This window comes from Peptidiphaga sp. (assembly GCF_057238965.1).
This window is the reverse complement of sequence record NZ_DBHHEV010000006.1, coordinates 20,267-31,698: the sequence shown is the minus strand read 5'-3', so window position 1 is coordinate 31,698 and position 11,432 is coordinate 20,267. Positions and strand designations below refer to the sequence as shown.

Annotated in this window: 9 protein-coding genes and 1 tRNA gene; 1 reads left to right on the top strand and 9 read right to left on the bottom strand. The window is 66.5% G+C overall.

Features of this window, described 5'->3' with window-relative positions:
• Positions 1-138 precede the first annotated feature (138 nt).
• The 4 genes from ACO48X_RS01705 to ACO48X_RS01690 form a co-directional block, all read right to left on the bottom strand.
• Positions 139-210 (bottom strand) — tRNA-Arg (locus ACO48X_RS01705).
• 185 nt (positions 211-395) lie between these two features.
• On the bottom strand, positions 396-1,307 hold the full coding sequence (locus ACO48X_RS01700; protein ID WP_484999940.1) for a universal stress protein: 912 nt from the start codon (positions 1,305-1,307) through the stop codon (positions 396-398).
• 309 nt (positions 1,308-1,616) lie between these two features.
• Positions 1,617-2,495, bottom strand: a complete 879-nt coding sequence (locus ACO48X_RS01695) for a C40 family peptidase (protein WP_484999938.1) — start codon at positions 2,493-2,495, stop codon at positions 1,617-1,619.
• Positions 2,496-3,129: 634 nt separating this feature from the next.
• A complete protein-coding gene (locus ACO48X_RS01690; RefSeq protein ID WP_484999936.1) occupies positions 3,130-3,852 on the bottom strand; it encodes a metal-dependent transcriptional regulator in 723 nt (240 codons plus the stop codon).
• 117 nt (positions 3,853-3,969) lie between these two features.
• Between ACO48X_RS01690 and ACO48X_RS01685 the strand changes: the two genes are divergently transcribed.
• On the top strand, positions 3,970-5,196 hold the full coding sequence (locus ACO48X_RS01685; protein ID WP_484999934.1) for an aminotransferase class V-fold PLP-dependent enzyme: 1,227 nt from the start codon (positions 3,970-3,972) through the stop codon (positions 5,194-5,196).
• Positions 5,197-5,341: 145 nt separating this feature from the next.
• Here the strand turns inward: ACO48X_RS01685 and ACO48X_RS01680 are convergent, their stop codons facing one another.
• The 5 genes from ACO48X_RS01680 to ACO48X_RS01660 all read right to left on the bottom strand — a co-directional run bounded on the left by ACO48X_RS01680 (position 5,342) and on the right by ACO48X_RS01660 (position 11,161).
• Positions 5,342-6,718 (bottom strand): MFS transporter, encoded by a 1,377-nt coding sequence (locus ACO48X_RS01680; protein ID WP_484999932.1) that lies wholly within the window; start codon positions 6,716-6,718, stop codon positions 5,342-5,344.
• Between the two features lie 332 nt (positions 6,719-7,050).
• Positions 7,051-8,550: an NCS2 family permease gene (locus ACO48X_RS01675; RefSeq protein ID WP_484999930.1), complete on the bottom strand. Its 1,500-nt coding sequence runs from the start codon at positions 8,548-8,550 to the stop codon at positions 7,051-7,053.
• Positions 8,551-8,774: 224 nt separating this feature from the next.
• The gene (gene manA, locus ACO48X_RS01670) at positions 8,775-10,010 is read right to left on the bottom strand and encodes a mannose-6-phosphate isomerase, class I (protein ID WP_484999928.1); all 1,236 of its coding nucleotides are present in this window, start codon (positions 10,008-10,010) and stop codon (positions 8,775-8,777) included.
• 1 nt (position 10,011) lies between these two features.
• Complete coding sequence (locus ACO48X_RS01665) at positions 10,012-10,794, bottom strand: DUF3027 domain-containing protein (protein WP_484999926.1); 783 nt, start codon at positions 10,792-10,794, stop codon at positions 10,012-10,014.
• Complete coding sequence (locus tag ACO48X_RS01660) at positions 10,787-11,161, bottom strand: cold-shock protein (RefSeq protein ID WP_484999924.1); 375 nt, start codon at positions 11,159-11,161, stop codon at positions 10,787-10,789. Before ACO48X_RS01660 ends, ACO48X_RS01665 begins: the two co-directional genes overlap by 8 nt.
• Positions 11,162-11,432 lie beyond the last annotated feature (271 nt).

The window sequence follows — 11,432 nt, the reverse complement described above, 5'->3', positions numbered from 1 at the left end:
GTGGCGCCTAGCGCCAGAATGCAAGCTCCTGCAACACTCCCAAGTGAACCCCATTCCCATGCGAACCCCGGAAAAGGCCGGATTCCTATGCGAACCCCGGAAAAGGCCGGGCTGTCGGTGGCCGCACCGAAAAAACTGCGCCCTCGAAAGGATTCGAACCTTCGACCTACCGCTTAGGAGGCGGTCGCTCTTCCCCTGAGCTACGAGGGCAACGTGCCTAGTCTACCCGCGTCGGCGGGTTCAAGCACGTCAGCGCGGGCGGCGTGCGCCACCTCCGGTCAGCCGCCGACGGGCAGGGCCGATCGACGCGGGACTCCGCCTGTCCACTCGCCTGATGCACCCACCGCCGTCGGACCGGGGCGTGCGCGCTCGCAGTCGAGCCAGTCGCAAGGCCCCTACTTGGCGGTGCGGCTCCACGGGACGTTGCCCCACGGGGCGTCCTCGTTCTCACTGGTTCGGCGCGGAACGATGATCGTCGGGCACACGGAGTGATGGAGGATGGCCTGGCTCGTCGATCCGAGCAGCAGGCCGGCAAAGCCTCCGCGTCCGCGAGTGCCGACCACAAGCATGTCCACCGCCGTCGAGAACTCGGCGAGCAGCGCGGCCGGATTGCCCTCGATCACGTGGCAGTGCGCGTCGATCTTGTACCCCTCGGCCGCCTTCATGACGGTGTCTTTGAGGCCGGCGCGGACGTCGTCGAGCACCTCTTGGTGATACCCGGGCCCCGGAACCCACATCGACCCGCTGAGGTTGATGGCGGAGACGCAGGAAAGCTTGGCCTTCCATCTCGCGGCCTCCCGCACGGCCAGCCCCAAAGCGATCTTCGACGTCTCCGATCCGTCCACGCCGCACACGATGTGCTCAACCGGGAGCACGTCTCTCACCGCCGTCGACGGGACGACGACGGCGGCGCAGAAAGCGCGCGCGGAAAGGGCCGAAGCCACCGACCCCAAAAGCCTGTCGGCGAATCCGCCAGATCCGCCCCGCGCCCCTACGACGACTCGCGCGGCTTTCTTCGAACGCGCCAGAAGCGCCGAGGTCGGGTCTTCCGCCTCGAGAGAGGTCTGGACGTCGACGCCGACGTCGGCCGTCTTCTCCCGCGCCTTCTCAACGACCTCCCGTGCATCGGCCTCGGTCAAGCCGGCGTTGCCGCGGTGTCCCGGATATGTCGGTTCCTGATGGCAGCAAAGAATCTCCAGCACGGCGTTGCGCATCTTCGCCTCCTGCGCCGCCCACTTAAGAGCGTTGAAAGAAGCGTCGGAACCGTCGACGCCGCACACAACCACGTTGTCGTGTTGATAAGCCACCGTAATCACCTCCGTTTAGGTGTTTACAGTTTCCCACGTTCCCGGTGGCCAGGTAAAGCTTCACAGCCCGCCAAATTCGAGGAAATTGAGAATGGAGAGGCGGCAGCGAAGGAAAAGAGGGCAACGGGCACAAGGGGCGGGAGGGGCGGCGACGTCGAAACAGGCGGGGCCGGGAGAAGCGACGAGGCCTCGGAAACGGCTGCCTTGAAAGAAGCGTGGCGGCAGGAGAAACGGAGAGGCCGCAAGAGAGAAGACACGCAAGCGAAGGGGCCGCCCCTTTAGGGCGGCCCCTTCGACACACTCAGTTGCTCAGTGGAGCACGCGAATCACGGTAGGCGTACCGCCGACCCAAGAGTTGGGTCCGACGCGGGTCCCCATCGAGGGGTTCCATGCGCCGACGTTCTGGCCGTTCCCGGCGTAGATGCCGACGTGGCCGGGCCAGTAGAGGATGTCGCCGGGCTGCGCCTGCGAGTAGGGAACCCTCGTGCCGGCGGAAAGGACGGAAGTGGTGTATCCGCCGATCGAAACTCCGAACTTGCCGTAGACGTAACGGACGAAGCCGATGCAATCCCAGCCGGAGGGCGTGGTGCCGCCCCAGCGGTACGGCGAACCGACGTAGGACATCGCGGTCGAAAGAACCGACGAGCCGCTTCCGGATGCGGTGCGGGCGACGGGAGCCGCCTGGGCGACCGGGGCAGCGGCCTGCTGCTGCCTGACGTTGTTGGCGGCGGCGGGGCGCGCACCGCGAGTGATGGTGGCGTTTGCCTGCTGAATGTTCCCCTGGACGTTTCCGGATTCCTGGCTGCCAGCCGCCTTCTGCGTCCTACCGGCTTGCTGTGCGGCAGCGGGCTGGGCGGCAACCGGCGTTGCCTTCTTCTGAACGCTGACCTGGAAAGCGGTAGCGGGCTGCTGGTCGGAAGCCTGCGCATCCTGAACCTGGACCTGCTCGAGCTGCCAGTTGGCGTCGGCGGGGGCCTTGACTGCCGAAGTGTCGGTGATCGTCTCGTCGGCGCTGAGGTCGGTAACGGGGGCGAGGTCGGCGTTGGCCGATCCCTCGTCGGCGTTGGCGGAGGGCAGTGCCACGCCAAGCATCGTTCCAACGGCCATGGCTGCTGCCACGCTGCGGCCGGCGGGGGAATTCAGAGCGCTGAGGGCGACCTCGCGGTTGAGCGAATGGCGTCCGGTCATCTCGGTTTTCTCCTAAACGTTTCGTCATTCAATTCGAGGCCTTGGGAGCCCCGGATTGTTTGTCCACGTAAAACAATAACGGGCCGTCTCCCGATTGTCACATTTAGATAACGGAACGAGGCACAACTCACCTTTTCCTCCTTCGCCGTAACCGCACTTTCCCTTGACGCAGAAGGGAAAAGTCCGCGTTGCAAACGTTTCGATTTTGTTATCGGCGATCGTGACAAACAGGGAAGCGGAGAAACGGAGAGCGTTACCCATCTCTCGCAAAACCCTTGAATTTGCGCGACTTATTCACAATATCGGACCATTTGCCGGAACTACTACCCTAGTTTTAGGACTTATGTCACATTTCGGCGAGATTGCAAGAAGAGACCACGTTTTTGTCGCGTCGTTGCAACGATTTCCCAAACGGAAGGCTCAGAACGAGCCTTCCGCCACATTCTTGCGCCTCGGAGTTTGGACGTCGGCCCCGCAGGAGAGCCTCGGGGCGGCGTCCCAGCGCGCAAAGCCGCCGACGTCGCACTGCGTCAAAGCGAAACGCGCCGCCTTCAGCGGGCAGCCCGTGCGGCGCTTGCCTCGCAAACAGAAAGGCGGGCTGCTCGCAGCGAAAGAGCCAAAGCCTCCGTTTTCGCTACCTCGCGAACAGATGGGCCTGCTGCCAGTCGGAAAGCGCGACCTCACGGCCGTGCCGCGCGCCTTTGCCCGGCTCCTCTCCGCCGGACTTTCCTCCCTCGCCGGAGGAGGCGATCGTGACGCGTCCGCCGTCGTCCTCGATCCTCACTCGGGCTCCGGGGACGATGCCGGCGGCCGAGAGCCGGCCGAGGAAGTCCGGGTCGGTCTGCACGCCTTCGGCGATCCTGACAATGACGGCCTCCCCGAGGTCGCCTTGGGCGACGCGGTCCTTCACCGAGCGAAGGTCGCTTTGCACGGCGCTGCTCGCCACCCCTTCGACTCCCGGGATCGGGTTTCCGTACGGATCGACGTCCGTGTGCTCGAGGAGCGTTTCGAGGCGCTCCTCGACGGCGTCGGACATGACATGCTCCCACCGGCACGCCTCCTCGTGGACGTCGGGCCAGGGCATGCCGAGGACGTCAAGGAGCAGGCGCTCCGCCAGCCGGTGCTTGCGCATGACCCTGGTGGCCTGCCGTTTGCCCTCTTCCGTCAGCGCGACGACGCGGTTGTTCTTGACGTGCATGAGGCCGTCTCGTTCGAGGCGGGCGACAGTCTCGGACACCGTCGGCTTCGACTGCTCGAGGCGTTCGACAAGGCGGGCGCGCAGCGGAGGAATTCCCTCTTCTTCAAGCTCGTACACGGCTTTGAGGTACATCTCAGCCGTGTCGACTAGGTGACTCATGATTCTCCTCGCTTAACCGTTGGGATTCGCCTGGCGCCCGCATCCAAATTTGGCGTCTGCATCCAGAATAGTGGACCTAAGCTGCAATATCGCCCGGAATAAAGGCACTATTGGCTTATGAATATCGAGATCCCGTCAGGCTTGCTCCCCCGCGAAGGCAGATTCGGCTCGGGGCCTTCACGCCCAAGAACCGGATTGCCCGCTTCCCTCGGCGGCGCCGAAAGCCTCATCGGGACGTCGCACCGGCAGGCGCCGGTCAAGGCGCTGGTCCGCCGCATCCGCGAAGGCCTCGCAGAGCTCTTCGACGCCCCCGTCGGCTACGAAGTGCTCCTCGGCAACGGCGGCGCCTCGCTCGTGTGGGACGCGATCGCCTTCACCGGGGTGCGACGCCGAGCGCAGGCCGCCGTCTTCGGCGAATTCACAAGAAAGGCCGCCGCGGCGGCGGCGCGCGCCCCGTGGGTCGAGTGCACAACGGTCGAAGCGGCCGCTGGCGAGGTCGCCCTGTGCGACGACGGCACGGCGGACAGTGGAGGCGAGGGCGCGGAAACGGCCGCAGCGGGCGGCGCGGCGGCCGAAGGCTTGGCGGCGAGGCTCTCGCGCGCTTCGCTTCCAGGCGCGGACGGCCCCGCAGACGCGTTGGGGCCGGAAGCCGTCGATGCCTATATGTACGCGCATAACGAGACCTCGACCGGAGCGCTGAGCCCCGTTCGCCGGTTTGGCCGCGGCCAGGCGCTGACCTTCGTCGATGCGACGTCGAGCGCGGGAGGCGTGGCCGTCGACGTCGGCGAAACCGATCTTTACTACTTCTCCCCCCAGAAATGCTTCGGGGCCGAAGGCGGGCTGTGGCTGGCCCTCGCCTCCCCCGCCGCGCTCGCGCGATTCGAGAAATTGGCCGGAGAGCGGTACGTCCCCGACATCCTCAACCTCCATCTCGCGGCGGCGAACTCGCGCGCCGACCAGACGCTCAACACGCCTTCGATCGTCAACCTCGCAATCATTGCCTCGCAGGTCGACTGGATGCTCGAAAGCGGCGGCCTCGCGGCGATGGACGCCCGCTGCCGCCGATCCTCGGGAATCCTCTATGAGTGGGCGGAGCGCTCCGACTTCGCTGCGCCCTTCGTTTCGCCGCAATGGCGCTCCTCCGTGGTCGCCGCAATCGACATCGACGAGGCGATTCCCGCCGACGCTCTGCGCCGGGTCCTCCGCGCGAACGGGATCCTCGACGTCGACCCGTACCGCTCGCTCGGGCGCAATCAGCTGCGCGTGGCGACTTTCCCCAACGTCGAAGCCGACGACGTCGAAGCGCTCGCCGCCTGCATCGACTACGTCGCCGAGCGCATGTGAGCCGTTTGCGGGCCGTCGCGAGCGGACGCGAGCCTCCTGCGGGCCGCGATCTGGCCTGTCGCCGAGCGGAACTGAGACGCCGTCAGACGGACGCGAGCCGTTTGCGGAACAACCCCGAAAACCTCAGAGGACAGCCCCGGAATCTCTACGGAACGACCCCGGGAGTGTGGCGGTCCTGGGCGGAGGCCACCTCGCGCGCGAGCTCCTGCTCCCTGAGCCGCTCCCGCTCGACGGGGCCGATGATTTCGACGCGCGGGCGCGGCGTGAATGAGTAGCGGACCTCCACTCCCCAGTGGCGCCTGCCCCACACGAAGGCCCCAAGGACCACGGCGAAGGACGCGACGGCGCCGATCCCCACGCCCCAGCGGGGGCTGACGTTCTCGCACACCCAGCCGGCGATGAACAAGCCTATCGGCGCGGTGCCGATCATGACCGTCTGGTAGAGCGACATGACGCGTCCGCGGATCTCCGGAGACGTGGAAACCTGGACGGCGGTGTTGGCGCTCGTGAAAAGGAGAAGCGCGGTGAAGCCGACGAACACGAGCGAGACGGCGTAGGAGGCGTACGTGGGCATGACCGCGTTGACCAGAGCCGTGACGCCGCACAGCGCGGCCGCGATGACCACCGTGCGCACGCGCGGGGCCCTGGAGCGGCGGGCGGCCAGAAGCGCGCCGCCGAGCGAGCCCGCGCCGAGCAGCGAGCCGAGAATGCCGTACTCCCCGGCTTCCAGGCCGAAAACCGTTCTGGCCATGGCCGCGCTCGTCAGTCCGAAGTTCATGCACAGGCATGAAACAGTTCCCGCGACGACGAAGATGACGGCGAGGTCCGGGCGCTGGCGAACATAGCGGAGCCCCTCGCGAAAACGGCCGCGGCGGGAAGCGGCGGAACCGCCCTCGCGTGCAGGCTCTGCCTGGCCGGCCGATTTTGTGAAGTATTCGCTGGGGCGCACCGCCAGAACCGCGGCGATCGTGAAACCGAAAGTGGCGGCGTTGACGAGAAACACCCAGCCGGAGCCGACCGCGGCGATGAGCAGACCCGCGGCGCCGGGGCCTACGAGCCGCCCCAGGTTGAAGCTCGTCGAGTTGAGGCCGACGGCGTTCGGCAGATCCTCGGCGGGAACCAGCTCGGAAACGAACACGGCTCGCGAGGGCATGTCGATCGACGCCGCCGTCCCGCTCGCGAAGGCAAAAACGGCCACGTGCCAAACCTGCACCTCGCCCGTGAGCACGAGGGCCCCGAGCCCGGCGGCGAGCAGCGCGAGCGCGCCCTGGGTCATTAGGAGGATCTTGCGCCTGTCAAACCGGTCGACGAGCAGCCCCGTGAACGGGAGGAAAAGCATTGTGGGCGTGAGCTGAAGCGCCGAGACCAGGCCGACGGCGAAGGCGTTGTCCTTCGTGAGCTCGGCGAGGACGATCCAATCCTGCGCGATGAACTGCATCCACGTGCCGATGTTGCCGATGAGGGAGGCGAAGAACCAGATTCGGTAGTTTCTGTGCTTGAGGCTGGCGAACGTGCGCCCCATTGGCCCCTCCTTTTCCTTCGTCGCGGACGGCTCCGTTCGCTTTCAGTGTGAGGCTTTCACTTTACGCCAATGAGGGAACACCGTCGTCGATCCCACGCCAGCCCCACGGCGCAGCGGGCAATGGCGCCGCCTGGCAGACGCGACGCATCGGCGTTCCCGCGCTCGGAGGCACATCCAGGCGAACGCAATAGGATCGACGGCGATCCCCGCTTCGCCATGCCGGCCTTCGACGAGGAGCAGGGCGGCGGGCCTTTCCGCGCCTCATGGCAAAAGCCAGTCCTCGGCGGCTCGCGCCGAGGACTGGCTTTCCCGCCCAGACGAGGGTTGCCGCGTCAGATGAGGCCGAGCATCCTCTGGATCGGGTCGAGCAAAAAGTAGACGACGAACAGCGCGCTGACAAGCCACATGAGCGGGTGGACCTTGCGCGCCCTGCCGCGAGCCGCCTCAACCATGCAATGGCAGATGAAGCCGACGCCGATGCCCACCGTGATCGAGTAGCCGAAAGGCATGAAGACGATCGTCAGGAAGGCGGGAATGGCAATCCCCAGGTCGGTCCAATCGATCTTCGCCACCTGCTGCATCATGAGGAAGCCGACGGCCACGAGCGCCGGCGCCGCGGCCTCGTTGGGCACGAGCGCCGCGAGCGGGGCGAAGAACGTCGACAGCAGGAAGGCGACGCCCGTGACGACGGACGCAAGGCCGGTTCGCGCGCCGTCGGCGACGCCGGTGGACGACTCGATGTAGGAGGTGTTCGAGGAAACTCCGCCGACGCCGCCCGCGATCGCCGCGAGGGAGTCGACTAGCAGAATCCTCTGCGTGTTCGGCGGGTTGCCTGCGTCGTCGAGCAGATCGCCTTCCGCGCCGACGGCGACCATCGTTCCCATCGTGTCGAAAAAGTCCGCGAGCATGACGGAGAAGGCCAGAACCACGACGGCAACCACGCCGATCTTCGCGAACGGCCCGGAAATCGAAAACTCGCCCAGGGTCGAGAAGTCTGGCGTTTGAACCGGGCTCCCCTTGAGCGAGGGAACGGTCAGACCCCAGCCGCCCGGGTTGTCGCCGCCGCGGGGCCCGACGTGCCTGACCGCTTCGACTGCGACCGCCAAAACCGTGGTCGAAACGATTCCGACGAGGATCGCGCCCTTGACGTGGCGAACCATGAGGACGACGGTCAAAGCGAGCCCGAGCGTGAAGACGACGAGCGGCCACGTCGAGACCGAGCCGTTGACGCCGAAGACGAGGGCCGTCTCGCCTTCCCCGCCCCTGTGGACGATGCCTGCGTTTACGAGGCCGACGAAGGTGACGAACAGCCCGATCCCCACGGAGATCGCGGTGCGCAGATATTTGGGCACCGCGCGGAAGATCGCTTCGCGCAGACCCGTCAGCACAAGGAAGACGATGACGACTCCCTCGATGACGATGACTCCCATGCCGTCGGCCCACGTCATCCCCGGGATCTTGACGATCGTTCCGGCGACCATCGAATTGAGGCCGAGGCCCGCCGCCAAAGCGAGCGGGAAATTCGAGACCGTGCCCATGAGGATCGTCATGAGTCCGGCGACCAGGGCCGTTCCGGCGACGATCGCCGCCGCGTCGGGCTCCGACCCTCCGCCGAGGTACTTTCCGGCGGAGTCCGTGCCCGAAAGGATGATGGGGTTGAGGACCAGAATATAGGCCATCGCGAAGAACGTGACGACGCCGCCGCGGACCTCCCGCCACACCGAAGTTCCACGTTCATTGAGATGAAAATAGCGGTCGAGAACGCCTTGCCGGGATCCGGAGGCGGAGTCCGACGTCGTTTGAGAAGTACTCACGTCACACCAGTCTCGCATATCAAACTTTCAAGAAGCGATTCTGACCAAATGGCGAGACGAAACTGTGCGAGCCTCGCAGGGCGGATTACGAACGGCACGGATCGCAAGCGGTGCAGATCGCAAGCGATTCAAATCACGAATGGCACAGTTCGCGAGCGCGGGTGCGGCGCTCTGGCGAAGAGTGCGGAACGAGTGCGGTGCGCGGACACGGCGCTCGTGCGGAAGGCCGACGCCGCCGCGGCTCAGGGCACGGCCGCCTGCACTAAATGCCCGATTCCCCGCATGGTCAGCCGCCCGTCGCTGGCCGGGACGAAGACGGCCTGGCCCGCGATGACGCTCCGGACGCGGCCGCCTGCCTCCAGCTGGGCGGCGCCCTGGAGGCACAGAACCGTGCGGGGGCCGATCCCGCGCACCCGCACGCGCGTGTTGGCGTCCCTCAGCCGGATCTCCGAAAGCTCGAAGTCGTCGACCGGGGCGTAGAAGGTGGAAACGGCTGCGTTGACGCGCTCGGGTGCGATCCGCGTGGGCGGCGAGGCGGAAGAGTTGAGCACCGCGAGCAACTCGGGCACGTCGACATGCTTGTGGGTGAGCCCCGCCCTCAGCACATTGTCCGAGGCCGCCATGATCTCGACGGCCACGCCGCTGAGGTAGGCGTGGACGGTGCCCGCGGAGAGGAAGAGCGCCTCGCCGGGGTTGAGGGTCACGGGGTTCATAAGGAGCGAGGCCACCACCCCGGGGTCGCCCGGATGGCGTTCGGAGAGCATGGCGGCCACACGGTCGGCGCGGGCCGACGGCGAATCGGCGGCGGGCCTTGCCGCGCATGCTTCCGCCACTTCGGCGACCTCCTCGGGCGAGGGCCGGGTCTGCTCGCGCACAAGGTATTCGAAGGCCCCGCGAACTCCGCCCATGCCGAGGACCGCCCGCAGGCGCTGGGCCAAGGGAGCATCCAGGCCCTTGAGAACCTCGCCGATCCGGCGTCGTGCCCGAAATCCCGCGAGCGCCTCAAAGGTCGTGAGCGCGTAGGCGAGCTCGGGCTTGTGGTTGCGGTCCTTGTAATTCCGGTTGGGCGCGGACCTGGGAACGCCCGCCGCCTCTTCGGCCGCGAAGCCCTCTTCCGCCTGTTCGATCGTCGGATGGACCTGAAGCGACAACGGCTCGGCCGGAGCGATGACCTTGAGAAGGTAGGGCAGGGACGTCCCGTACCTCTCGACGACCGACTCGCCCAGCGCAGCCTCGGGGTCCTGGGCGATCCATTCGGCCAGCGACTGCGAAGGCGGCCCCGGCGGCACCCGCGACGGGTAGAGCTGCGAATCGTCGACGATCGACGTTCCGACCCCGACGGAGGCGGGGTCGTCCGGGTGGGCGCCGAGCCACACTTCGGCTACGGGCCCTTCGGCGGGCGGCTTCCCCAGCAAACCTGGAATGGCCGACGTCGACCCCCACTGGTACGGACGAGCGCGTCCCCTCAATTCCAGCACGTCAGGATCGAACCCCTGCGGCGAGCTCCATATCTGCCTCGTCGACTACGGGTTCGGCGGGATCCCACATCCTCTCCTGGTCTTCCGCGGAGACGTCGGTCTCGGAGTGAGCGCCGCAGCCGTGGTCGAAGGAAACGACTTTGCCGTCGAAAGGAGACCATTCATTGGCGCACACGCCGAAGAGGAGCCTGGCGGACCCTCCCATGGGCATGAGGAAGCCACACGTCGAGCAATTGGCCTGGGCCTGGCGGGTTCCGGGGTTGTCCGGGCCGCTATCCCCCTTGTACCACCTTGTAAATGCGGCGTCGCGTCCTTCTTTTGACAGGGCTCTCGGCCGCCCCAGGCCCATCTCGAAAGGGTCGATCTGATCGGCGTCCTCCCCCGTCTGCTCGAACCCCGGTTCGAGCCGCGAATCGTCGGCGTTGTAGGGAAGGCGGTCCGTGGGAGACACGTCGGAGGGCTCGACCCTGTCCGACCAAGGAACCCATTCCGGGGCGAGCAGCGCATCCGGGCCGGGCCGCAGGGCCACCTCGCTGACCGTGACCCGCGATGAACGGGGAATGCGCGAAACGGTGACGGTCCAGAACCAGCCCCTGTACCCGGCCTTCAGGCAGGCGAAGGCGTGCGTGAGCAGCCTCTCCGCTTCGACGACGACGCCCGCGTGCTCCCCGATCTCCTCGGGATTCGCCACGTCCTCCAAGGCCGTGCGGGCCGCCTCGACCGCTTTGAACAGGATCTTCTCTTTGCCCGCCGACGACGTCGGATTCACAACCGCGCTAGGCATCGAAATCATCCGCCAATCTGCGCAGGGCCGAGGCGATGCGGCGCCCGCCGTCGGGATACCTGCCGTGGCGAAGCTGATTGGAGGACTTGTCGAGGATCTTGATCAAATCTTCGATGATCGCCACCATTTCCTCTGGCTTGCGCCGATTCTTGCGTGCGAGCGATTCGACCTTGGCCTTCGGGGCCACCGTGAGGGCCTGGGGCCCCCGCCGAGTGTCGGCGACGCTGAACTCGACCCGGGTTCCGGCCTTCACGCGCGAGCCGACGGGCAGCGCAGAGCCGGAGAAAAACACCTCCGTCCCGTCGTCGCCCGCGATGAAGCCGAATCCCTTCTTCTCGTCGAAGAACTTGACTCTACCCGTAGGCACGTCACACCAACTTTCGTATAGAAACGGCCGCATGAGGCGCGGCCATACCGTCCACTGTGCAGTAGTTTAGCCGCTGCGCACACAGGCGGGCCGGCCAGATGCGCACGTCACCCCCGCGCCGCCCTCGATGCGCCCCTCGCGCCGTCCTCGCTGCGCCTCCGCGCCGCGCTTTCAACCGACGAAGCGGCATATTGCCACGGGCGGAAAATCAGACCGCATCGGCCCCGCTGCGTCGGCGACCTGGTAACTTTGTCCCTGGGGATTCGTTCCC

Excerpts from the sequence above, each read along its gene's own strand:
- ACO48X_RS01665 (WP_484999926.1), bottom strand. The coding sequence starts at position 10,794 with ATGCCTAGCGCGGTTGTGAATCCGACGTCGTCGGCGGGCAAAGAGAAG.
- ACO48X_RS01695 (WP_484999938.1), bottom strand. The coding sequence starts at position 2,495 with ATGACCGGACGCCATTCGCTCAACCGCGAGGTCGCCCTCAGCGCTCTG.
- ACO48X_RS01675 (WP_484999930.1), bottom strand. The coding sequence starts at position 8,550 with ATGCGAGACTGGTGTGACGTGAGTACTTCTCAAACGACGTCGGACTCC.
- ACO48X_RS01685 (WP_484999934.1), top strand. The coding sequence starts at position 3,970 with ATGAATATCGAGATCCCGTCAGGCTTGCTCCCCCGCGAAGGCAGATTC.
- ACO48X_RS01690 (WP_484999936.1), bottom strand. The coding sequence starts at position 3,852 with ATGAGTCACCTAGTCGACACGGCTGAGATGTACCTCAAAGCCGTGTAC.
- ACO48X_RS01680 (WP_484999932.1), bottom strand. The coding sequence starts at position 6,718 with ATGGGGCGCACGTTCGCCAGCCTCAAGCACAGAAACTACCGAATCTGG.